The 23539-nt window shown below is 57.2% G+C and carries 22 protein-coding genes and 1 riboswitch; of the genes, 13 read left to right on the top strand and 9 right to left on the bottom strand.

Going from position 1 to position 23539, the window contains the following annotated elements:
• Positions 1–13 precede the first annotated feature (13 nt).
• From EO133_RS14105 to dapD, 3 genes are read right to left on the bottom strand one after another with little or no spacing between them, the layout of a single operon-like run.
• The gene (locus EO133_RS14105; RefSeq protein WP_127073289.1) at positions 14–553 is read right to left on the bottom strand and encodes a hypothetical protein; all 540 of its coding nucleotides are present in this window, start codon (positions 551–553) and stop codon (positions 14–16) included.
• A complete protein-coding gene (gene dapE, locus EO133_RS14100; protein ID WP_164735047.1) occupies positions 550–1722 on the bottom strand; it encodes a succinyl-diaminopimelate desuccinylase in 1173 nt (390 codons plus the stop codon). Before dapE ends, EO133_RS14105 begins: the two co-directional genes overlap by 4 nt.
• A gap of 8 nt (positions 1723–1730) precedes the next feature.
• The gene (dapD, locus tag EO133_RS14095; protein WP_127073287.1) at positions 1731–2576 is read right to left on the bottom strand and encodes a 2,3,4,5-tetrahydropyridine-2,6-dicarboxylate N-succinyltransferase; all 846 of its coding nucleotides are present in this window, start codon (positions 2574–2576) and stop codon (positions 1731–1733) included.
• Between the two features lie 236 nt (positions 2577–2812).
• Here dapD and EO133_RS14090 point away from each other — a divergent pair, with 236 nt between their 5' ends.
• Positions 2813–3658, top strand: coding sequence for an LOG family protein (locus EO133_RS14090; RefSeq protein WP_127073286.1), 846 nt, complete (start codon positions 2813–2815; stop codon positions 3656–3658).
• Between the two features lie 55 nt (positions 3659–3713).
• On the opposite strand, the gene EO133_RS14085 is transcribed toward EO133_RS14090, so the two are convergent.
• The 3 genes from EO133_RS14085 to argB form a co-directional block, all read right to left on the bottom strand.
• Positions 3714–4928, bottom strand: a complete 1215-nt coding sequence (locus tag EO133_RS14085) for a hypothetical protein (protein ID WP_127073285.1) — start codon at positions 4926–4928, stop codon at positions 3714–3716.
• A 158-nt stretch (positions 4929–5086) separates the two neighbouring features.
• Positions 5087–5794, bottom strand: coding sequence for a pyrimidine 5'-nucleotidase (locus EO133_RS14080; RefSeq protein ID WP_127073284.1), 708 nt, complete (start codon positions 5792–5794; stop codon positions 5087–5089).
• Between the two features lie 60 nt (positions 5795–5854).
• On the bottom strand, positions 5855–6745 hold the full coding sequence (gene argB, locus EO133_RS14075) for an acetylglutamate kinase (RefSeq protein WP_127073283.1): 891 nt from the start codon (positions 6743–6745) through the stop codon (positions 5855–5857).
• 144 nt (positions 6746–6889) lie between these two features.
• On the opposite strand from argB, the gene EO133_RS14070 reads away from it, so the two are divergent.
• From EO133_RS14070 to EO133_RS14050, 5 genes are all read left to right on the top strand, one after another.
• Positions 6890–7423 (top strand): sigma-70 family RNA polymerase sigma factor, encoded by a 534-nt coding sequence (locus tag EO133_RS14070; RefSeq protein WP_127073642.1) that lies wholly within the window; start codon positions 6890–6892, stop codon positions 7421–7423.
• Entirely contained in the window at positions 7420–8127 is a 708-nt protein-coding gene (locus EO133_RS14065; RefSeq protein ID WP_164735025.1) for an anti-sigma factor, read from the top strand. The genes EO133_RS14070 and EO133_RS14065 overlap by 4 nt, the downstream gene beginning before the upstream one ends.
• Before the next feature lie 110 nt (positions 8128–8237).
• Positions 8238–8804: a fasciclin domain-containing protein gene (locus EO133_RS14060; protein ID WP_127073281.1), complete on the top strand. Its 567-nt coding sequence runs from the start codon at positions 8238–8240 to the stop codon at positions 8802–8804.
• A gap of 157 nt (positions 8805–8961) precedes the next feature.
• Entirely contained in the window at positions 8962–9444 is a 483-nt protein-coding gene (gene msrB, locus EO133_RS14055; RefSeq protein ID WP_127073280.1) for a peptide-methionine (R)-S-oxide reductase MsrB, read from the top strand.
• A 108-nt stretch (positions 9445–9552) separates the two neighbouring features.
• Positions 9553–10257 carry a type 1 glutamine amidotransferase gene (locus EO133_RS14050; RefSeq protein ID WP_127073279.1) on the top strand — a complete coding sequence of 235 codons (705 nt, stop codon included), beginning with the start codon at positions 9553–9555 and terminating at the stop codon, positions 10255–10257.
• On the opposite strand, the gene yihA is transcribed toward EO133_RS14050, so the two are convergent.
• Positions 10251–10880: a ribosome biogenesis GTP-binding protein YihA/YsxC gene (gene yihA / locus EO133_RS14045; protein WP_127073278.1), complete on the bottom strand. Its 630-nt coding sequence runs from the start codon at positions 10878–10880 to the stop codon at positions 10251–10253. The genes EO133_RS14050 and yihA overlap by 7 nt on opposite strands.
• Before the next feature lie 60 nt (positions 10881–10940).
• Positions 10941–11918, bottom strand: a complete 978-nt coding sequence (locus tag EO133_RS14040) for an aldo/keto reductase (protein WP_127073277.1) — start codon at positions 11916–11918, stop codon at positions 10941–10943.
• Positions 11919–12006: 88 nt separating this feature from the next.
• Positions 12007–12239: riboswitch (cobalamin riboswitch) on the top strand.
• A 66-nt stretch (positions 12240–12305) separates the two neighbouring features.
• Between EO133_RS14040 and cobW the strand changes: the two genes are divergently transcribed.
• From cobW to cobO, 3 genes are all read left to right on the top strand, one after another.
• On the top strand, positions 12306–13364 hold the full coding sequence (cobW, locus tag EO133_RS14035) for a cobalamin biosynthesis protein CobW (RefSeq protein WP_127073276.1): 1059 nt from the start codon (positions 12306–12308) through the stop codon (positions 13362–13364).
• Between the two features lie 89 nt (positions 13365–13453).
• Positions 13454–17176 (top strand): cobaltochelatase subunit CobN, encoded by a 3723-nt coding sequence (cobN, locus tag EO133_RS14030; RefSeq protein WP_127073275.1) that lies wholly within the window; start codon positions 13454–13456, stop codon positions 17174–17176.
• Entirely contained in the window at positions 17173–17817 is a 645-nt protein-coding gene (cobO, locus tag EO133_RS14025; RefSeq protein ID WP_127073274.1) for a cob(I)yrinic acid a,c-diamide adenosyltransferase, read from the top strand. Before cobN ends, cobO begins: the two co-directional genes overlap by 4 nt.
• Here the strand turns inward: cobO and cobU are convergent.
• Positions 17814–18344, bottom strand: coding sequence for a bifunctional adenosylcobinamide kinase/adenosylcobinamide-phosphate guanylyltransferase (cobU, locus tag EO133_RS14020; RefSeq protein ID WP_127073273.1), 531 nt, complete (start codon positions 18342–18344; stop codon positions 17814–17816). The genes cobO and cobU overlap by 4 nt on opposite strands.
• Before the next feature lie 224 nt (positions 18345–18568).
• On the opposite strand from cobU, the gene EO133_RS14015 reads away from it, so the two are divergent.
• From EO133_RS14015 to edd, 4 genes are read left to right on the top strand one after another with little or no spacing between them, the layout of a single operon-like run.
• Positions 18569–19438, top strand: a complete 870-nt coding sequence (locus EO133_RS14015) for a glucosamine kinase nucleotide-binding domain-containing protein (RefSeq protein WP_127073272.1) — start codon at positions 18569–18571, stop codon at positions 19436–19438.
• A gap of 31 nt (positions 19439–19469) precedes the next feature.
• Complete coding sequence (zwf, locus tag EO133_RS14010) at positions 19470–20951, top strand: glucose-6-phosphate dehydrogenase (protein ID WP_127073271.1); 1482 nt, start codon at positions 19470–19472, stop codon at positions 20949–20951.
• Positions 20951–21649: a 6-phosphogluconolactonase gene (gene pgl, locus EO133_RS14005; RefSeq protein WP_127073270.1), complete on the top strand. Its 699-nt coding sequence runs from the start codon at positions 20951–20953 to the stop codon at positions 21647–21649. Before zwf ends, pgl begins: the two co-directional genes overlap by 1 nt.
• Positions 21650–21705: 56 nt before the next feature.
• The gene (edd, locus tag EO133_RS14000; protein WP_127073269.1) at positions 21706–23520 is read left to right on the top strand and encodes a phosphogluconate dehydratase; all 1815 of its coding nucleotides are present in this window, start codon (positions 21706–21708) and stop codon (positions 23518–23520) included.
• The last annotated feature ends 19 nt before the right edge of the window (positions 23521–23539 follow it).

The raw sequence follows: 23539 nt of genomic DNA, 5'->3' as shown, positions 1-23539 counted from the left end.
GCAATTATCCTTTTTAGGCGGGAACGGTGAAGCTGTTGACAAGCATGTAGAGTGCCAGCGGCAATCCGGCAAGGAGCAGGAAACCGATTATGGCATAGCCGACTGAATGCGCCATATTAAGTCCATTACCGCGCGCCAGTTTATAAAACAGAAATGCGGTTAGTCCCAAAAGTGCTCCAAGCAGCGGGAATCCGATAAAAATCGTTATCGCTTCAACGATCTTGACCAACGCCAGAAGATAGAGCGCAGGCACGAAGAACGCCGCAAATGGCGCGGGCGCGGCCGAGATCGCGCGCACGATAATCGTAACGATCACCGTGGCGACAACCGGCAGGCTGTGCCCGATCACCTCGACCATCATGATGGCGGGAGCCGGCAGTCCAAAACGCACAGAAACAACGATGATGGCCAGCAGGGCGGCGGAGAAATAGACCCAGATGGCCCGGTTTATGCCTTCCGGCGTCAAATCGAAATGCTTCGGCCAGTCATTTGTTTTGACCATGATGCCGGACCAGCCGTTCGCCGCATGCTTTATGCCATCGATCAAGTTCATCTGCCGTCCCCTGTCATGAATGCCTCGATGATTTTTGCATAGAGGCCGGTCAGTTTTTCGACATCGGCAACGGGCACACGCTCATCGACCTGATGCATTGTCGCGCCGACCAGCCCACATTCTACGACCGGGCAATAATCGGCAATGAAGCGCGCATCCGACGTGCCGCCTCCTGTCGCAAGGTTCGGAGCGATACCGGTATAGGCTTCCATGACTTTGCGGAGTGTTGCAACCGACCCGTCGGGCGGACAGATAAAACACTTGGAAATCGGGCCGAGCACTTCCATTCTCGCCGTGCAGCCGCGCAAATCGGCGTTGGCGATCCGGCGCTCGATTTCAGCAAGCAGCGTTTCACCGGCCCAGGTATCGTTGAACCGGACATTGAACCGCAAGGTTCCCTTGGCCGGGATCACATTGGAAGCCGGGTTGCCGGTATCGAGCGAAGTTACTTCCAGATTGGTCGGCTGGAAATGTTCGGTGCCCCGATCGAACGGCGCATCAAGCGTGGTGGCAATGGACGCCAGCGCAGGCATTGGATTGCGCGCGCGCTCCGGATAGGCCGAATGGCCCTGCTTGCCTTCAACCGTCACGCGGCCGGAAACCGATCCGCGCCGCCCGATCTTTATAGAATCGCCGAAAATCTCGAACGAAGATGGTTCGCCTACAATGGCGAAATCGAACTTCTCACCCTGTGCCTGCGCCCACTCCATCAGCTTTCTGGTGCCGTTGACCGCGTCCGCTTCCTCGTCATTGGTAATGGCGAGCGACACCGAGCCATGATCGAGTACGCCGCTGTCATGCGCCTTTAAAAGCGCCGCGCAAAAGGCGGCGACGCCGCTTTTCATGTCGGTGGCGCCACGCCCCCATATCACGCCATCTACGATCTCGGCAGAAAACGGTCCATGCGTCCAGGCATCAAGATCGCCAGGCGGCACGACGTCGGTATGCCCGGCAAACAGCAGATGAAATCCTTCCCTGTTGCCCTTGCGCGTCGCGTAAAGATTATCGACCGGATAAGAGCTGCCGCCTTCAAATTTCAGGCGCGTACACTCAAACCCGAGCGGGGTCAGAAAAGCCTCGAGTATGGCAAGCACGCCTTCTTCGGCCGGCGTGACCGAGGGGCACCGGATAAGATCGGCCAGAAGCGCGGTTTCAGGGCTGCTCACAATATTTCCGATCAGTCGCGCAAAAGATCGTTGATCGAAGTTTTCGAGCGGGTCTGTTCATCCACCCGCTTGACAATGACAGCGCAGTAAAGGCTGGGGCCGGGCGTGCCATCGGGAAGAGGTTTGCCCGGCAGACTGCCCGAAACGACAACAGAATAGGGCGGCACTTCGCCGATAAAGACCTCACCGGTGTTACGGTCGACGATCTTGGTCGATTTGCCGATGAAAACGCCCATTGAAATGACCGAACCCTCGCCGACCTTTACGCCCTCGACAACTTCCGAGCGGGCACCGATAAAGCAATTGTCCTCGATGATTACAGGATCGGCCTGGAGGGGCTCAAGCACGCCACCAATGCCTACACCGCCGGAAAGATGCACATTCTTGCCGATCTGCGCGCAGGAGCCGACGGTGGCCCATGTATCGACCATCACGCCCTCATCCACATAGGCGCCCAGATTGACGAACGAGGGCATGAGAACCGCGTTCTTGCCCACAAATGCCGAATGACGAACGATGGCACCGGGCACGGCGCGGAAACCGGCTTCGCGGAACTGTTTCTCGCTCCAGCCGGAAAATTTCGAGGGCACCTTATCCCACCAATGTGCGCCGCCGGGGCCGCCTGCAATCGCTTGCATGTCGTTGAGGCGGAACGACAAAAGCACGGCTTTCTTGAGCCACTGGTTCACAACCCATTGTCCGTCCGCACCTTTTTCTGCAACGCGGGCCCTGCCGGTGTCGAGCATCTCCAGGGCTTCGTTCACCGCATCACGCACGGTCCCTTGCGTCTGATAGTTTACAGTGTCGCGGGCTTCAAAAGCGGTATCGATGGTGGCGGCAAGATCGCTCATGGACATATGACGGGCAGCCTTTGTTCTTGATTTGGTAAGGGGTTGCAGCTTTGTGGCGGACCATAGCCGAACCTTTTCCCGCGCGGAACCCTAGAACAGTCAGGTTTGGCCAGAATCCAAAGAGATCGGCCATTGCCTTCACATTTGCGTGGGGGGTATCGAAAAACCGTGTGCTGGAGCCACTCATCCTTAACATCCACCTGAGATAATCAAACGAAATGAACCTAAAGGAGCCAACCGGCATGGGCCGCAAACGCCATTCATCGCTCAGGACGTCTCAGGAAGACATCGAAGTCGTAAAACATTCCCCGCAAACGCCCCAGACCAAGGCTTCCGCCTACCGTCTCGCCTTTGCCGACGAGGAATTCCTGACCTCCGAAGACCTGCGCGGCATGCGGTTCCAACTCGAATATCTCAAGGTCGAGATGCGCCTGCGCGAGGCGGGGGTAAATTCAACCGTGGTTTTGTTTGGCGGCGCGCGCATCCCCGAACCCGGCAAGGACGCCTGGGCCGCTAAAAATGCGGTGCAGAGGAAAAATCTCGAAGCCAATTCCAAATATTACACCGAAGCGCGGCGCTTTGCTCAACTGGCCTCCAAGACTTCCGAGGCGACCGATTATTCCGAATATGTTGTTGTAACAGGTGGCGGGCCGGGCGTGATGGAGGCGGGCAATCGTGGCGCAACCGATGTTGGGGCGCCCTCGATCGGGCTTAACATCGTGCTGCCCCACGAGCAGGCGCCCAACCAATATGTGACCCCTGATTTCTCGTTCAATTTCCACTATTTTGCGACGCGCAAGATTCATTTTCTGGTGCGCGCAAAAGCGGTGGCCATCTTCCCTGGCGGCTTTGGCACGCTCGATGAGTTCTTTGAAACGATTACGCTCATTCAAACCGGCCGCATGGCGCGCATCCCGCTGCTGTTGTTTGGGAAATCATTCTGGAGCCGTGTACTAAACCTTGAAGCACTCGCCGAGGAAGGGACGATTTCTCCCCAAGACCTCGATTTGTTCACACTGGTCGATACGGCCGATGAGGCCTGGGGCCATATCCGAAAGACATATAATTTGCCCGAAATCGCTGTCTGAAAGAAAAAGGCCCGGATGAAAATCCGGGCCTCTTGCCGTTTGAAGCTATGCTCGCTTACTGATTTGCCCTGATCTCGATATTGAGCATATCGACGAGAATAAACGGATCGTTCTCGATTTCGATCGTGTCGAGATCGGCAAAGCTTATGGGCTCAACGGGTGCTGCTTCGATTTCAAGGCTCTGGGGGTTATCGATGAATGCGTTCAAAGCACTTGTGATCATCGATACCAGGGGCGGGTTATCCACCTCGGTCAATACCATGGGCACCATGAACTTGAGCCCACTGGCAAAAGTGGCGCCATCGATACCTTGTTCCTTCCCGATAAAATCGAGGACTTTCATAAAGAGCGAGGCATCGTCGTAACGTATCTTCGCATTATCGAGGCGCAGGTTCATGACGATTTCCATCATCGCATTGTCGAATGCGTCCAGATCGGCCATCGAGGCGTCTTCACCCAGCTCCGCCATTTTCATGTTGAGTTTCATCATGTCCCGATAAAGCTCCAGCGTATAGCCACTGATAACGCCGGTAATATCAATGCGGCCCAGATCGGCAATGTCGTAGGACATCTCGGTCAACTCCATGACGCCCTCGCTCGGCAGCCATGTGCCCAGTATGCGCAACTCGGAAGTCAGGGTTTCGACGCCGAACGCCTCAAAGACCTCTCGCGCCTCTGCATCTGGAATCAACCCGAGATTGGCGGTCATGCCGGAGAGAACAAAGCCCGACGATAATGCGCTCATATCCGCAGCGCTGTCGGTCCAAAGTTCGATGGATTCGATAACGAATGCGTCCTGCGCATCGTCTTCGAGCACCGAGATGACCAATGGTCCGGCGCTGGCACGTTCGATCATCGTGTAAGAGAGCAGCATTGCGTTGTCAGGCGAAATATCGGCAGGCAATGAAATGCCTTGTGCCATGATATTTTGCAGCGAAATCGCAACGTCGTCATCGGCGAAGTCGATATCTTCGATAGTCGCTGTCTGCGCAAAATAGCCGCCGTCACCGGTTTCGGTGACGCCGCTGAAGACAAGGTCGCCTTCAATTTCCACGGGGGCCTCGCCCGGAATGCTAAGCGTAAAGTCGGAAAGCGTAACCGTGTCGCCGTCAGTATGGCTGGCGCCGATTTCAATGCCAATGCCCATAATGCGGCCAAGTTCGCTAAAGCGGTTGGCAAATTCATCGGCGTCCAGTGCCAAAGCGCTTTGGGCGGAAAATAGCGCAATGGCTGCGCTTGTCAGGGCGAGTTTCGTTGCCGTTCTTGTCATGCTGGTCCCCGTTTGTGTTTTTCTGGTGCAAGCGCAACTGAGCAGCTTGGAGTCATTCAGCGCATATTATCTCAATGGGCAATGCACTTACCATGTCTTAGTTGCCGACAAAAAGCGACACAAGCATGACGGAAAGATAGCTAAGAATTTACAGATATTTATGCACGCAATGCCGCAAGAAATGCTGCCAGATCGTCTGTCACATGATGCACATGTTCCAACTGGTCGCCGCGCCCAAGCTCCCAGGCATCGACCTGCTCATGCGCAAAATCTTGCCCGGCAACAACCTGCACGGTGGCCATGCCTGTCTGATGGGGGACGAGAAGGTTCTTTTCCAGATCGTCGAACATGATTGCGCTTTTGGCGTCTATTCCGTGACCGGCAAGAAAAGTGTCATAAGCAACTTGAAGCGGTTTTGGCTGGTATTTGGCCGATCGGATGTCGAAAACAGCCTCGAAAATGTCGCCCGCACCCAGGCGTTTGAGGACGGCATGGGCATGGCCCGCATCGGCATTGGTGAAAATGAACTTGCGGCCGGGCAGGGCTGCAATCGTCTCAACAAGCTCCGGATGCGGATCGACTATCGAATAATCGATCGCATGGACGGAATTGAGATAGTCGTCCGGATCCACGTCATGCTTGTGCATGAGTCCGTTCAATGTCGTGCCATAATCGCGGTAATAGGCTTTTTGCAGATCCCGCGCCGCCTCGAATTCCAGCCGGGTCAGCTCCATCACATATTGGGTGATCTTGATGTCGATCTGCGCAAACAGATTGCACTCACGCGGATAAAGCGTGTTGTCCAGATCGAACACCCAATCGGTAATGTGGTTCAGCGAGTCAGCAGGCGTAAATGGCTTTGTCATTTGCCCATTATGCGCCAAATGGGTGAACGGTAAATGACCGGCAACGCAGTTGTGATCCGGTCATCTTACAATCAGCGTGCCTGCGCCATGCTCGGTGAAAAGCTCCAGCAAAACCGAATGCGGCGTCTTGCCGTTGACGATCACGACGCCTTCGACGCCGCGATCGAGCGCCTCGATGCACGTTTCAACCTTCGGAATCATGCCCCCCGAAATCGTGCCGTCGGCAATCATGCGCTTGGCATCAGACACCGAAAGCTGCGGGATGAGGGTGCCGGATTTGTCGAGTACGCCTGGAACGTCGGTCAAGAACAGCAGCCGTTTGGCAAAGACCGCACCGGCAATCGCGCCTGCAAACGTATCGGCATTGATGTTATAGGTCTCCCCATCTCGCCCCGGCGCTACAGGTGCGATAACCGGGATCATTTCCGAGCGTGCCAGAAGGTCGAGCAGCGTCCTGTCGACTTCAACAGGTTCACCTACAAAGCCCAGATCGAGAATTTTCTCGATATTGGAGGTCGGATCGACATATTTCTTGTTGGCTTTTTCGGCAAAGACCATGTTGCCGTCCTTGCCGCAAAGCCCGATTGCCCATTCGCCTTCGGCATTGATGAGCGCAACGATTTCCTTGTTGATAGAACCAGCCAGGACCATCTCGACAATTTCGACGGTCTTCTTGTCGGTAACGCGCAGCCCGCCCTCGAACTTGGACTCAATGCCAAGCTTTTTCAGCATTTCCCCGATTTGCGGGCCACCGCCATGCACTACAATCGGGTTGACGCCTGATTGCTTGAGAAGTGCCACGTCGCGTGCAAATGCCCGGCCCAATGCGGGGTCGCCCATGGCATGGCCGCCATATTTAATGACGACTGTCTTGTTCTCATAGCGCTGCATGAAAGGCAGGGCCTTGGCAAGAATTTCGGCGTCATAGGCATTTTCGTGCGTATCGGTCATTGATTCCCACGGTTTTTTAACGGGTTTTGCCTTTACTAGCGCAAGAAGCGTTTTGCTGCATAGTGCCCATACTGATCCAAATTGTCCCTTTGAGCGTATTGGGGCCAGGACGCAGCGCAACGGGAGCGTCAATTGGCAAAACAAATGCCCGATCTGGAGTATTTGCTGTCTCGGATTGCCTTGCGTGACCGGGATTGCTTTCGTGAGCTTTATCGGTTCACCAGCGCGAAACTTTTTGGCGTCAGCTTGCGTATCCTTGGCAACAAAAGCGAAGCTGAGGATGCCTTGCAGGATATTTACATAAAAGTGTGGCAGCGCGCAGGCTCCTTCCAGTCGGGTATGTCGCAGCCTATGACGTGGCTGATCACCATTGCCCGAAACCATTGCATCGACATGATCCGCGCGCGTAAGCCCCTGACCGACGATCTCGATCAGGCGGAAACATTGCCCGACAAGGACAAGACGCCGGAAGAGGCCGCAATTAATTCAAGTGAAGGCGCGCGCATTTCCCATTGTCTCGATCAACTCGAACAGGACAGGGCGAGGGCCGTGCGACTGGCCTATGTCGATGGAGAAAACTACAAGGATCTTGCGCAGCGTTTTGCCGTTCCGCTCAATACGATGCGGACATGGCTGCGGCGTAGCCTGCTGCAATTGCGAGAATGTCTGGGCCAATGAGCGAGCCATTTGAAATCGGCGGAGAAGGTGGCGACGATATTCGCGCAGCCGAATATGTGCTTGGGCTCATGGAAGCATCCGAGCGCGCTGCGATTGAGCGCGAGTTGACGACCAATACAGAACTCGCTGAAAAAGTGCGCTATTGGGAAGCGCATTTTGCGGCTTTTAACGCTCAGTATGCGGAAGTTTTGCCGCCGGCCGATCTGTTGGGCCGGATAGAAGGGCGCCTGTTCGGGCAGGCCATGCAATCGCGCTGGTACGATTCGCTCTTGCTCTGGCGGTCAATAGCAGGCGCCACTGTCGCTGCAGCGGTGTTTGCAATCGGGCTCAATGTTCTTGCGCCCACCCCCGAACCAACAGATCCAGTGCCCTCGCTCGTCACGGCCCTTGAAACGCTGGAAGGCGATATCGAGGTCGTTGCGCTATATGATCCGCAAACAACTTCGCTGCGCCTCAATGTCGGCGGTTCTCCTGCTGCTGCGGGGCAGGATTATGAGCTTTGGTTCATCCAAGGCGAAAGCGATCCTGTTTCCATGGGCACGATTTCCGTTGGAACCGGCATCACGCTCGCGGTCGATGCGGCCCTTGCTGCCAATTTTGGTGAGGGCATTGCGCTGGCTGTGAGTCTCGAGCCGGAAGGCGGCTCGCCCGTTGATGCTCCGACCGGACCGATTCTCGCGATCGGCACCGTAGCAGCGATTTAAAATGCACGCAGGCTGAAACTTTCCATTTCAAGGCACCGTAACTTGGACTGTCACTGCCCGTATGGGTCTGACGCCAAGTAAATGGAATTTGAAAAATGGAGATACCCGTCATGCCTATTCTTTCCCTGCGTGCAATTACTTCTGCCGCAATGGTCTCAGCTGCCATTCTAGCAGCGCCAGCTCTTGCACAAGACAATCCTGAAGTTGGTGGCGCACCGATGTTTGCGGATCGCAACATTATCGAAAACGCCGTCAACTCGGCCGATCACACGACGCTTGTCGCGGCCGTACAAGCCGCCGGCCTTGTCGAAACACTTCAGGGCGAAGGTCCCTTTACCGTTTTCGCACCCACCAATGCAGCTTTTGACGCACTTCCCGAAGGCACTGTTGAAACCCTTCTGATGGCAGAAAATCTCGGAACGCTTCAGACAATTCTCACATGCCATGTGGTCGGCGCCAACGCCCTTTCAAGCGACATCGCCGGCATGGCTGCCGAAGGTGGCGGAACATTTGAAATCGAAACCGTTGGCGGCTGCGTCTTTGGTGTCACTGTCGATGGTGACATGGTTATGATCACCGATGAAATGGGCGGTGTCGCCAATGTTACCATCGCCGACGTTATCCAGTCCAACGGGGTGATTCATGTGATCGACGCGGTTTTGCTGCCGGCAATGTAAGCAGCAAAGGGGCCGGTTGTGCGGTTTCCGCCCCGAAATGCCTGCCGGCGCAATGCACCCGGACCTTCTCCATTCGGTCCGGGTGCTCCCCTGCGTAACATGGACTTGATTTGCAGATGATCGGCCCATCGGTGTTGATGGGATAAAGGAGAGCAGCATGATTATGCGCCGCCATTTTTTAGGCCTTGCCGGAGCATTTTGTGCTGCCGGGATTTTCGTGCCGCGTCTTGCAATCGGGGCAACCCAGGGCGAATTCGAGTTCATGCTGTCCGATGACGAATGGCGCCAGCGGCTAACCGAGATGCAATATTATGTCTTGCGTGAGCATGGCACAGAACGCGCCTTCACATCGCCGCTCGACAAGATTTATGATGCCGGCATCTATCATTGCGCCGGTTGCGATTTGGCGCTTTATTCGTCCGAGACCAAATACGACAGCCGCACCGGTTGGCCGAGCTTCTGGGAGGCCCTGCCCGATGCCATCGGCACCTCGATCGATACTTCATTCATGATGGTTCGGACGGAGTGTCATTGCGCGCGGTGTGGAGGACATCTCGGTCACATTTTCGACGACGGACCGCCGCCGACCGGCAAGCGTCACTGCATCAACGGTGTTGCCCTTAATTTTGTCCCGGCTTAGCCCTGAAATTTCCCTTCAGGGCTCAACGAAATGACTTGATTTCTTTGCAATCTGCTCCGATAAGCCGCGCCCAGCGACTTTGCCACTCAGCGAGCATTTTGAAACACAATGAAACTGACCCTGATACAGACCGGCGACGTCCCTGAACCTTTGGCCGACCGGTTCGGGCCTTATGCCGAAATGTTCGTCAAGATGTTCGAGCGCGATGGCGCTGGCCTGTCCTATGAGACGATCCGCGCGCACGAGGGTGAGCCGCTTCCCGATCCCTCACGCCTGCAGGCAGCGCTCATCACCGGTTCGGCGGCTGGCGTTTATGACAGGCTCGATTGGCTCGATCCCTTGCGTGATTTTATCCGCAAGGCGCATGGCATGCGTACAAAGCTGGTGGGGATCTGTTTTGGCCATCAGGTCATTGCCGATGCGCTGGGCGGTGAGGTGCGTAAGTCCGAAAAGGGTTGGGGACTGGGCCGTCACACCTATCAGATCTGCAAGCGCCCGGGCTTTTTCGACCTACCGCGCGCCAGTGTATCGGTGGCCTGTTCGCATCAGGATCAGGTGATTACCGCTCCCCAGGATGCCAAGGTCCTGCTGGCCTCAGAGTTCACGCCCAATGCAGGGCTGCTTTATGCAAACGGCACAACGCTCAGCCTTCAACCGCATCCCGAGTTCGACGATACCTATACATTGGCGCTCGCCGAGTTGCGGCGCGGACAGGCCGACGACGAGTTGGTCGATAAAGCTGTTCAGTCGTTGCAAAAGCCATCCGACAGCCCGCTCGTTGCGCGGGCGATCAGCCGCTTCCTGCGTCAGTAGCCTTCGAGAAATTTCGCGATCTCGGCGCGCAGCATATCGACGCCTGCGCCCTTTTCGCTGGACGTAGCAATGATTTCCGGATGGGCCGCGGGGCGCTTGGCAATAAATTTCCTTGTCGCGTCGAGCACCGCTTCGGTGCCCTTTTCCGGCAGCTTGTCCATCTTGGTGAGAACCACCTGATAGCTCACAGCCGCCTTGTCCAACTCATTCATGACCGTCGCATCATTGGCTTTGGGGCCGTGCCTGCCATCGATCAGCACATAGACACGCCGAAGGTTCGGACGTCCGCGCAGGAACTGGTGGATGAGCTTGTTCCATTTTTCGACCGCAGGCTTGGGAGCCTTGGCGAAACCATAGCCGGGCATATCGACAATGCGGATGCCGCCCTGTTCGGGCGCAAAGAGATTGAGTTCCTGCGTGCGGCCCGGCGTGTTCGATGTGCGCGCGAGCGCGCGTTGACCGACAAGCGCATTGATCAGTGAGGACTTGCCGACATTTGAACGCCCTGCAAAAGCGACCTCGACGATATTGTCGGCAGGCAGATCCGATACGCGGACGCAGCCCTTGAGAAAAACCCAGGGACGGGCAAACAGCAGGCGAACAGCTTCGGAGGGCTCGGTCATTATCGGTCCAAAATTATAGGGCGCCTGCCGCTTATCACGTCAACCTGCCTGCCAAAAGGCCTAAATCTGGCAACGAATGTGCTCGCGTACCCTGGACTGGTAAAATTCTGCCAGTGTTTCATGCACTGATCGGGGCAGCTCCGGCAGATCGCCAGCCTCGACATTGACCGCGATCTGTTCGGGCCTGGATACACCGGCAATGATCGAGGAAACCGCCTTGTGATCCAAGATCCAGCGCAAGGCAAACTGGGTCATGTCCATGCCCTCGGGCAAAAAGCCGCGCAATTCATCGGCCAGTTCGACACCCTTTTCAAACGGGATGCCATTGAACGTTTCGCCCACCGAGAATGCCTTGCCGTCCTTGTTGTAATTGCGATGGTCGGACGGGGAGAACTCGCTGTCTTTGGTAAACTTGCCCGAAAGCAGGCCCGAGGCCAGCGGAAGACGGACGATGATCCCGATATCTTTTTCGGCCGCGGCATCGAAAAGCTTTTCGGCCGCATCCTGGCGAAAGATGTTGAATATGATTTGCAGGCTCGCAAGCTTTTCATGCTCAAGGCACCACTGTGCTTCCTCAATCGTCTCCACGCTGGCGCCAAAATGCCGGATCAGACCATCGGTTTGCAATTCTTCAAGCCAGGCGAATATCTCACCATCTTTGAGTACCTCTGGCGGTACGCAATGCAGTTGGGCCAGGTCGATTGTCTCGACACAAAGCCGCTTTGCCGATTCTTCAAGGCTCTCGCGAACGCCGGCCTTTGTGTATTTGTCGGGATAGAGCGTTGGCGACCGGCCCACTTTTGTTGCCACGATCAGATTGTCGGGCTTGCCATAGTGTGTGCCGATACGATGCTCGGAAAGACCCGAGCCATAAACGTCGGCTGTATCCCAGAAGGTTACGCCGAGGCGCGATGCATTGGCCAATATCGTTGAGGCGTCCTCATCGCCCATTGGGCCGAAATCGCCGCCCAATTGCCAGCAGCCCAGCCCGATCTCGGAAACATTGAATCCAGACTTGCCTAACCGCCGCGTTTTCATGATCACTCCCTGCAAACGTCAAATTCTATGCTTCCTTGATAGGCGAGCGGAAGCTGCGATGCAATTGACACCGGCTAACCGCCCATGTCACAGGTTCAAACGTGTTGGTTTGCCATTTCGATGCAAGAATTCGTCTGGCAAAGCAAAAGGGAACACGGTGCGGATGACCCGTTAAGGGGCCAATGCCGTGGCTGCCCCCGCAACTGTAAGCCGCGAAGGCGTCTGCGCGATTTCTGCCACTGATCCAGGTTAGGATCGGGAAGGCACGCAGGCACCGCTTGAGCGGCGAGCCAGGAGACCTGCCAGCACGCTTCGCCAGAACGGCTTTCGGCCTTTCTGCCTTTTTTGATCTGGCCTGTCGGGTGGACAGGTAAGGAGAATGGAAACGTGACTGCAATCGCAAAAATCCCAACCACTGTCATCACCGGCTTTCTTGGTGCAGGCAAGACAACGCTCGTTCGCCACCTTCTGGCGCACGCCAAGGGCAAGCGCATTGCGCTTATTATCAACGAGTTTGGCGATATCGGCGTCGACAAGGACGTTCTGGCCGGCTGTGGCGATGAAACCTGCCGCGAAGAAGACATGATCGAGCTTGCCAATGGCTGCATTTGCTGCACGGTGGCCGACGATTTCATTCCCACCATGAAAGCCTTGCTAGCGCGCCCCGATCGCCCCGATCATATTGTTATCGAAACTTCGGGCCTCGCTCTGCCCCAGCCCTTGATCCGGGCTTTCAACTGGCCGGAAATCAAAACCGAAGTCACGATCGATGGCGTTGTGACGGTTGCCGATGCCGCCGCGCTTGCCGAGGGGCGTTTTGCCGCCAACGAAGCGGCGGTCGATGCACAGCGTAAACTTGACGAAATGCTCGATCACGAAACGCCTCTGGGCGAATTGTTCGAGGATCAGATGGTCGCTGCCGACATGATCGTTCTCAACAAAACCGATCTGGTGGATGCCGATGCGCTTGAAGCGGTTGAAGCCGAGCTCAAAAGGCACATGCGCAAGGGCACCTCGATCATCCGCGCCGCAAACGGGCATGTGGACGCCATGGCCCTTCTAGGACTTGGTATGGGTTCGGAAGACGATCTTGAGGGACGCGAAAGCCACCACGAGCTCGAACATGACGGGGAACCCCATGAGCATGACGATTTCGACAGCTTTTCGGTAACATTACCCTCTGGACCTGCGCGCGATCAGTTGCTCGACACAATCGCGCAAGCCATCGCCACCCATGACATTTTGCGGCTCAAGGGCTTCGCTGCCATTCCCGGCGCCAATGCGCGCCTTGCTATTCAGGCAGTGGGCCCGCGCATCAACGCCTATTTTGACCGGGCATGGAAAGATGGCGAGGCACGCGAAACAAGGCTTGTCGTGATCGGTGAAACCCCGCTTGCCCGCCAAGCCATTGAGGCGAGCCTGAGAAGCGTGGCGCAGGCGGCCTGAGAGCTAAAAAAGGGCGCCCATGAGCGGCATTGAGGCCGGAGTGATGGCGTTGGCGGCCATGGCGCGCCCGTTTTCCAAAGGTTAGATTGATGCACCTGCTCGCTGCACAGGCCGGAGCGCTTCAACAGGAAGGTGAGGCAATCGACCTTGCCCAGACGCTTGGCGCTTATGTCTATGCTTCGTCGGCCGATAGTGAGCTGGCGATGTTGGCCGCCGCCGCTGACCGGGCGGGAGAGGACGGGCTGCGGCTGGCCAACCTCATGCGCCTTGCGCATAATTTTTCGGTCGATCTTTGGTGCGAGCAAACACTGGTCCATGCAAAGCTCATCGTCATCCGGCTGATCGGCGGCGCGGCCTATTGGCCCTATGGTTGCGATGAAATCGAAATGCTCGCGCGCCAGAACGGCATTCCGTTGGCTTTTTTGCCCGGTGACGCCAGTCCCGATCCAACCCTTTCGGCCCGTTCGACCATCTCCGAAGCCGATTGGCACGCGCTGCACAGATTGTTTTTGTCCGGCGGTCCCGACAATGCCGATGCCATACTTGCGGCCTTTCGCGCTTTGGCCGAGAACATACCCGTGCCGCAAGACGCACAGCCCTTCCCAGCCTTCGGGTTTTGGGACCGCCAGCGCGGGATCGTCGTTGAACCGCCGCGCGCGGTCTGTCCCGAGTCCAAAGATTCACCAGCGCCCAAGCCGGCCCATGTCCCCATCCTCTTTTACCGCGCTGTGCTTGAAGGTGCAGGGACCGCAACACTTGAGGCATTGATGGACGGTCTCGAAAGCCACGGGCTGGCGCCAGTGCCCATCGTCATCTCCTCGCTTAAAGCCGGCGATTGCGCGCGGTTTGTCCGCGAGGCGCTCGGCGAGGTCCAACCCGTTGCCATATTCAACCTCACCGGCTTTGCCCTGGGCATTAACGATCTGGCTGATGAGAAAAATCCTTTCGCCTTGACCGACGCACCGATCATTCAGCTTGTGCAGGGTTCGCGCCCGCCCGCCATGTGGGAGACTGACCCGCGCGGCCTTACGGCCAAAGATCTCGCAATGCAGATCGTTTTGCCCGAAATCGACGGGCGGATCGGCGGGTTGATCGTCGGACACAAGGCTGAAGCCGTCTGGCATGAGCGTACCCAGTGCCCTCTGACCAGTTTTACGCCGGAGCCCGATGGCATCACGCGCGCTGTGGACCTTGCTGCCAATTACGCCCGCCTGCGCGGGAAATCACCGTCCGAGCGCAGGATCGGACTTGTCCTCGCCAACTATCCCTTGCGCGACGGGCGGTTGGCCAACGGCGTGGGCTACGACGCCCCGCAATCGACAGTAGAGATTTTGCGGGTGCTGGGGGATGGTGGGTACGGAGTTCCTATGGCGCCTGCGTCCGGCACCGCACTCATCGAATACCTGCAGTCCGGCCCTACCAACGCCCGCCCGCAGCATGGAGTGTCCGACGCCGTCTTGCCTGTTGAGACCTATAAGCGTTGGCTGGCGACGCTGCACCCGTGTATCCCCGAGGATGTGACCGAGCGCTGGGGCGCACCGGAGGCCGATCCTTTTGTGCGCGACGATGCCTTTCATCTGCCGGTAAAGATTCTCGGCAATATCGCGATCTTGCTACAGCCAGCGCGTGCCTACGACATGAGCGAGGAAGAGAGCTTTCACGATCCCAATCTGGTGCCGCCACACGCCTATGTTGCAGCTTACCTCTGGCTCCTCCACGAATTCGGCGTCGATGCGCTGATCCACAATGGCAAGCATGGCAATCTCGAGTGGTTGCCGGGTAAGGCCAATGCGCTCGACAGCGAGTCCTACCCTTTAGTGCTTTGGGGGCAGGTGCCGCATTTTTATCCCTTCATCGTCAACGATCCCGGCGAGGGCACACAGGCCAAGCGCCGCGCCGGCGCAACCATTATCGATCATCTTGTGCCCCCTTTGACGCGTGCCGAAACCTATGGGCCGCTAAAGGATCTCGAAGCGCTGCTCGATGAATATTATGCGGCCATGGGTATGGACCAGCGGCGGCTCGAGGAGCTCAAGCGCCGCATTCTCGATTTCACCCGCGATGCACGGCTCGATCGCGACATCGGGCTCCCCGAGGATGAGCTCGAGGCACTAACCAAAATCGACAATTTCCTTTGCGAACTCAAGGAAACGCAGATCCGCGATGGCCTGCACATCTTTGGGCAATCACCAGAAGGGGATTTCGAGCGCGATCTTCTCGTCGCCTTTGCGCGCGTGCCACGCGGCGAGGGACGGGATGGTGATGCGTCATTGATCCGCGCCCTGGCCGATGACCTCAAACTCGGTGCCGATCCGCTGACCTTGGAAATGGCCGCAAAATGGACCGGCCCCAAACCCCAAATCTTGGACACCGGCGGCGTTTGGCGCAGTGCGGGCGATACTGTCGAGCGGCTGGAAGCGCTTGCCGCCGAGCTTGTTACTGGCCGCAAAGCTGATCCCGACTGGCCGGCCACAGCCGCCGTCCTCGAGCAGATCGAAACCACTATCCGTCCACGTGTCGCTGCGTCGGGACCGAGCGAAATCAAGGCGCTTCTCGACGGACTGGACGGTAAGTTTATAGCACCCGGCCCTTCCGGCGCGCCGACGCGCGGGCGGATCGATACGCTTCCCACGGGGCGCAATTTCTATTCGGTCGATAATCGCGCCATTCCCACACAAACCGCCTGGGCCTTGGGGCAAAAGGCCGCCGAAAGCCTTTTGCTGCGACATTTTCAGGACCACGGTGTCTGGCTCCAGTCCATCGCCATGAGTGTCTGGGGTACAGCCAATATGCGCACCGGCGGCGATGACATTGCGCAGGCCCTTGCGCTCATCGGCGCAAAGCCGGTCTGGCAAGGTGCATCGCTCTCGGTCATGGGCTACGAGATTATCCCGCTCGCCAAGCTCAATCGCCCGCGCGTCGATGTCACCTTGCGCATTTCGGGCCTGTTCCGCGATACCTTCCCGGCCCAGATCGCGCTGTTCGACAAGGCCGTTCGTGCCATTGGAGCGCTCGATGAGCCGATTGAAGATAATCCAATCGCCGCCCGCATGCGCACCGACGTTCTGGGGCTGATGGAGACCGGCGCCTCCCAGGATGAAGCCGCTTTGCGCGCGGGCCACCGTATTTTCGGCGCTGCGCCGGGTGGTTATGGCACGGGCGTCGGCAAATTGGTGGATGGCGGCAATTGGCAGGACAAGGCCGATCTGGCCGAAGCCGTTATTGCAACCGGCCAATACGCCTATGGCGCACATGCGGAGGGCATTGCGGAAAAATCCGCCTTCACCCAACGTCTCAAAGCGTCCGATGCGGTCGTTCATGTTCAGGACAATGCCGAGCACGACCTGCTTGATTCCGACCAATATTACCAGTTCGAAGGCGGACTGTCGGCCGCTGTCGAAACCCTTTCTGGCATCCGGCCTGCCGCCTATCACACCGATACTTCGCGTCCCGATCGCATTGCCGTACGCACGCTGGAAGAAGAAATCGCGCGCGTCATGCGCGCTCGCGTTGTCAATCCCAAATGGATCGAAGCCATGAAACGTCACGGCTATCGCGGCGCTTTCGAGATTATCGCTACCGTCGATTTCATGTTCGGTTTTGCCGCCACTACCGGCGCGGTCAAATCCCATCATTTCGATCTGGCATTCGAGGCTTTCGTCGAGGACGACGCAACCCGCGACTTTCTGCTGACCAGCAATCGCTTCGGCTATGATGAACTGATCGACAAATTCAATGAGGCGCGCGACCGCGGTTTCTGGTCTCCGCGCTCCAATTCCGCTTATGCCTATCTTGAGGGGGGAGCCCGATGACCGAAGAACGCACCAAAAAAACCGACCGCATGACCGAAGCGGAACGCGATGCCTACCATGCCGAAAAGATGAAAAAGAAAAAGGCGGCGCGCGATAAGCTGGTTGCTGCCAATCAGGCGGAAAAAGGACTGGTGATCGTTCATACCGGTAAGGGAAAGGGCAAGTCGACTGCAGCCTTTGGCATGGTATTTCGCGCCATTGCTCACGGCTTCAATGTCGGGATTGTGCAATTTGTCAAAGGTAAGTGGGGGACGGGCGAACGCGACATTCTGGAACGCTTTCCCGATCAGGTGTCGATCAACGCCATGGGGGACGGGTTCACATGGGATACTCAGGATCGCCAGCGCGATCTTGCCGCGGCGCGCACAGCCTGGGACAAGGCAAAGGAACTGATTGCCGACCCAAATTACAAGATGGTGCTGCTTGATGAGCTCAACATCTGCCTGCGCTACGATTATCTGCCGCTCGAAGAGGTGATTGAGGTGCTAAAGAACAAGCCCGCCGATACCCATGTAATCGTCACCGGCCGCAACGCCAAGGACGAGTTGATCGACATCGCCGATCTGGTGACGGAAATGACGCTCATCAAGCACCCTTTCCGCGAACAGGGTGTCAAGGCGCAGGCTGGTATCGAGTTCTAAAGTTCCGGCGGCTTGCCCTTGACCACCATTGGAATGCCAGCGGCGACGAAATAGACGTCGCTGCAGATTTCGCCCAGCCGCTGATGCGCCGAGCCTGTCAGGTCGCGGAACGTGCGGGCCAAGGCGTTGTCGGGTACGATGCCAAGCCCGACTTCGTTCGACACGAGCAATACGCGCGTTGATTCGATCGATTGCAAAGTGTCGGCCAGAACTTCCACCTCATCGGCAACATCGCGTTCCATGCTCAAAAGATTGGTGATCCATAGCGTCAGGCAATCGACGAGAATCACGTCGTGCTGTTGCGCGGTCGCAAACAGCGCTTCGGGCAGCTCCAACGGTTCCTCGACTGTTGCGAACCGGGCGGATCGTGATCGCTGATGGGCTGCGACACGCTCGGTCATCTCATCGTCAAGCGCCTCGGCGGTTGCCAGATAGGCAGGTCTGCTGCCCAGGCGCATTGCCACACGTTCGGCCAGCGAAGTCTTGCCTGACCGTGCGCCGCCCAAAATCAGAACATGTCGACTCATAGGTTTCGCCCCTCCAATGACGGCGAGTCATTGATCGCCGCATCTTGATATATGCCACATCTGCAAGCCTAAAGCCTTATGCATGGCTGGTCTGCAATCAGATAGCCTTGCGAGCATGGCATGCTTGTGGCGACAATTGCAGCGCTTTCCACCATATTGAATTTGACCATATACGACTTTTGTCTTAGGCCGTTCCTCAAAATCGATATCCGGAGCATGCGAACTTGACCACATATTTTCTCGGCGTCGATGGGGGAGGCACCAATTGCCGCGTTCGGCTGGCCGATTCCAATATGAACATATTGGCTGAAGCGCGCGGCGGCCGTTCCAATCTCCAGCTTGAAAATGGCGATCCCGCCTATCACTCGATTATGGACGGCACCCGAGAGGTGTTTGCGCAGGCCGGCATCGACTATGCGCAAGCCGCTCAAGCCGTTGCCTGCTTCGGCATGGCGGGAGGGCGCTTGCCCTCGGCTCGGGAGACGTTCGCAACGCGCGATTGGCCTTTTGCCAAAGTTGAGGTCTTCGACGACATCGACATAGCGCTTGCAGGCGCCCATGAAGGCGCCGATGGTGCGGTCATTATCGTTGGGACCGGCTCTGCCGGATTGGCCAAGGTAAAGGGAGAGCGTTATCAAGTCGGTGGCTGGGGCTTTCACATTGGCGATCAGATGTCAGGGGCAATACTGGGCCGCAAACTGGTGCGCTATGCCGTTGAAGCCACCGATGGTCTTGTTGAAGGCTCGCCGCTTACCGAGGCGGTCATTGAAAAGCTCGGCGGATCGCTCGATGCTGTGATGGACTGGAGTTTTTCGGGACGCCAGCCTGCCGATTACGGTGCGCTAATGCCCATGTTTATCGAATATTTTGAAAAGGGCGATCCGGTCGCCGCCGAGCTTATGGAAATCGAGCTTGGTTATATCGATCGCTATGTGAGCTACTTTAAGTCCTGCGGTGCGGATAAATTGGCAATCGTGGGCGGATTTGGTCAGCGGCTTATGCCGCTTCTGGAAATCCGCCATGGCGATTATGTTTGTCTGCCCCGCTCTGAACCACTGCACGGTGCCATAATTCTGGCCCGGCAGAACCAGTGAATTTCTCATCTTGAGCTTCGGAGGCTAGCCCTTGTCTGCCCGCATCATCCCCGTACAGCCGTTTGACTATGTTGTCTTTGGCGCAACTGGCGACCTGACCAAGCGCAAGCTGATCCCCGCGCTCTATCACCGGTTTCTCGATGGCCAGTTCGACGAGCGCTCCCATATCATCGGGGTATCGCGCACCAAGCTGAATGACGCAGATTTCCAGAAATTTGCCCGTGAAGCCGTGACCGAGTTTGTCCAAAAGGACTATCAGGATAAAAAGACGATCGACAAATTCGTCTCGTGTTTTTCCTATCTCGCCAATGATGTAACCGATAAGTCCGGTTGGGCCGATCTCGATTCCAAGTTGCGCTCTGACCCTGAAATTGTGCGTGCTTTTTATCTCGCTGTCGCGCCGTCGCTTTTCGGTCCCATCTGCGCCTATCTCGATGAAAAGGGATACTGGCGGCGCGATGCTCGCGTTGTGGTGGAAAAGCCGCTGGGCAATGATCTTGAATCGTCGATGGAAATCAATGACTCGATTTCCGAAGTCTTTGCCGAAGATCAGGTTTACCGCATCGACCACTATCTCGGTAAGGAAACGGTACAAAATCTTCTGGCCCTACGTTTTGGCAATGTTCTTTTCGAGCCGATCTGGGATGCTGCTCATATCGACCACGTGCAGATAACCGTGGCGGAGGAAGTAGGGGCAGGCACCCGCGGCTATTACGATGAATCCGGAGCGCTGCGCGATATGGTCCAGAACCATCTGATGCAGCTTTTGTGCCTGGTCGCAATGGAGCCGCCCGCGTCTGACGATGCCAACGCCTTGCGCGATGAAAAGCTCAAGGTCCTGCGGTCGCTAAAGCCGATCACCGGCGACGCCGTTTCGCGCATGACTGTGCGCGGTCAATATCGCGGCGGAGCGGTCAATGGAGGCTCTGTTGCCTCCTATCAGGATGAATTGCCCGACGACAAGAAAGGCTCAAAAACCGAAACTTTCGTTGCCATAAAGGCCGAGGTGGAAAACTGGCGCTGGGCGGGTGTGCCCTTCTATCTGCGCACCGGCAAGCGGCTTGCAACAAGAGTGTCGGAAATCGTCATCCAGTTCCGCGCCATTCCGCACTCGATCTTCGATCACGCCGAAGGTGCGCCCAAGCCCAACAAGCTCGTTATCCGGCTGCAACCCGATGAAGGCGTCAAACTCTTCCTGATGATCAAGGACCCAGGTCCGGGCGGCATGCGCCTGCGCGAGGTTCCATTGAACCTCTCGTTTGCCGAAACCTTCTCCGAGAGGACGCCCGAAGCCTATGAACGGCTTCTGCTGGACGTCGTTCGCGGCAACCAGACTTTGTTCATGCGTCGTGACGAGTTGGAAGAGGCATGGAAATGGGTCGATCCGATCCGCAATGCCTGGGACAATGCCTCGGATGCTCCGCAAGCCTATACGGCTGGCACATGGGGCCCAACCGCCTCAGTCGCCCTCATTGAACGCGATGGTCGCACCTGGCACGAAGGGGACGATTGATGAGCATAGAACGCAACGTATTTTCCTCCAAGGACCAACTCGCGGAGGCTTTGGCCGATGCAGTGGTTGAAAACCTCAATGCCGGTTTGGAAGAGCGCGGCGCTGCTTCGCTTGCGGTCTCGGGCGGTTCGACGCCCAAGCGCTTTTTCGAGATGCTTGCCGCTCGCGATGACGTGGATTGGAAAAATGTAACGGTCACACTTGTCGACGAGCGTTGGGTCGATGAAGACTCGGATCGCTCCAATGCCCGGTTGGTCAAGCAGAACCTTCTGCAGGGCCCGGCGAGCGCTGCGAAATTTGTCCCGCTGTGGTCGGGCGGCGATTTGCCAACCCTCGAACAGATTGCCAAGACCAACAGCGCCGTTGGTGCCGTTCCGGCACCCTTCGATGCTGTAATCCTTGGCATGGGCAATGATGGGCATACCGCGTCGTTTTTCCCCGGTGGAGATGCGCTTACCCAGGCGCTGACAGACGAGGGGCCGACCCTTGCAATCGAAGCGCCCGGAGCAGGTGAACCGCGCGTCACCTTTACCCTGCCCAATCTTCTCAATACCCGCGCGCTTTATCTTCATATCGAAGGGGCCGAAAAAGCCGAAGTGCTCGACAAGGCCCTTGAAACCGGCCCGGTGGAAACCATGCCGGTGCGGGCCATACTTTCTCAGACTGTAAAACCGCTATCGCTTTACTGGTGTCCCTGAACTCCTTCCAATATTTCAGGTAAACCTCCACTCATCCTCGCAACAGGAGGCCGACCATGACCGTCAAGACTGCCATCAAGGACGTGACCGACCGCATCGCAGCCAGGTCGGAAATCTCTCGACGCAATTATCTCGACCGGCTGGACAAAGCTCATGCACAGGGTGTGCATCGCACCGCCCTTTCATGCGGCAACCTTGCGCATGGCTTCGCGGCGTGTTCGCCTCATGACAAGGCAGCACTGGCGGGAGATCAGGCGCTCAATCTGGGCATCATCACCTCATACAACGATATGCTCTCGGCCCATCAGCCCTATGAGACTTATCCGGCGCTCATCAAGCAGACCGCGTTGGAAATTGGTGCTGTGGCTCAGGTTGCAGGGGGCGTGCCCGCAATGTGTGATGGCGTCACCCAGGGCCAGACCGGCATGGATCTCTCGCTCTTTTCCCGAGATGTGATTGCCATGGCCGCTGCGGTCGGTCTGTCGCACAACATGTTCGACGCTGCTGTATTTCTAGGCATATGCGACAAGATCGTACCGGGCCTTTTGATCGCTTCGCTGACCTTCGGGCACTTGCCGGCCGTTTTCATACCGGCCGGCCCCATGACGACTGGCCTGCCCAATGACGAAAAGGCGCGCGTGCGCCAATTGTTCATGGAAGGCAAGGTGGGCCGGGCCGAATTGCTCGAAGCCGAGAGCAAATCCTATCACGGCCCCGGCACCTGCACCTTTTATGGTACGGCCAATTCCAACCAGATGCTGATGGAAATCATGGGCCTGCATCTGCCTGGCGCCAGTTTTGTCAATCCAGGCACGCCCCTGCGTGATGCGCTGACGCGCGCAGCCACAAAGCGCGCACTGGCGATTACCGCGCAGGGCAATGAATATACCCCGGTCGGCCATATCATCGATGAAAAGGCGATTGTGAATGGTCTTGTTGGCCTGCTGACAACTGGCGGCTCGACAAATCATACAATGCATTTGGTCGCTATGGCGGCCGCCGCCGGCATTCACATCACATGGGATGACATGTCGGCGCTTTCCGATGTCGTGCCGCTTCTGGCCCGTGTTTATCCAAACGGATTGGCCGATGTGAACCATTTCCACGCCGCTGGCGGCATGGGCTTTTTAATCCGCGAACTGCTCGATGCAGGCTATCTGCACGAGGATGTTTCAACCGTCTGGGGCAAGGGGCTGGAGGCCTATACCAAGGAGCCGCGTTATATCGACGACGAGTTGACCTTTGAGCCAGCGCCAAAGGAAAGCGGCCAGCCCAAGGTGCTGACCAAGGCCAGCGAACCTTTTGCGTCAAATGGTGGGCTCAAGCTGCTGTCGGGCAATCTCGGAAAATCGGTTATCAAGATTTCGGCGGTTAAGCCGGAAAACCGTGTTGTGGAGGCCCCAGCGAAGGTGTTCCACACCCAGCAAGGGCTGATCGATGCCTTCAAGGCCGGCGAGTTGACGGATGATTTTATTGCGGTCATCCGCTTCCAAGGGCCCAAGGCTGTTGGTATGCCTGAATTGCACAAGCTGACCCCGACCCTCGGTATCCTGCAGGATCGCGGGATCAAGGTTGCAATGGTAACCGATGGTCGGATGTCAGGTGCATCGGGCAAGGTGCCTGCGGCAATTCATATGACCCCCGAGGCCGCCGATGGTGGCCCGATTGCCAAAATCCGGGAAGGGGACTTGCTCCGGCTCGATGCCGAAGCGGGCACGCTCACCTATCTTGGCGACGAACACGCATTTCTTGCCCGCACCCCGGCCACGGAAAATCTCGAGCATGAGCATTTCGGCATGGGGCGCGAACTGTTCGCCGGGTTCCGCCGCCTTGTCGGCACTGCCGATCGCGGCGCCAGCGTTTTTGCCTGATTGCGCCAGCATGGATGAA

The sequence above is a fragment of the Pelagibacterium lentulum genome, assembly GCF_003992625.1.
Lineage (GTDB): Bacteria > Pseudomonadota > Alphaproteobacteria > Rhizobiales > Devosiaceae > Pelagibacterium > Pelagibacterium lentulum.
The sequence above is the reverse complement of the archived record's forward strand: the minus strand, read 5'-3'. Positions and strand labels throughout refer to the sequence as shown.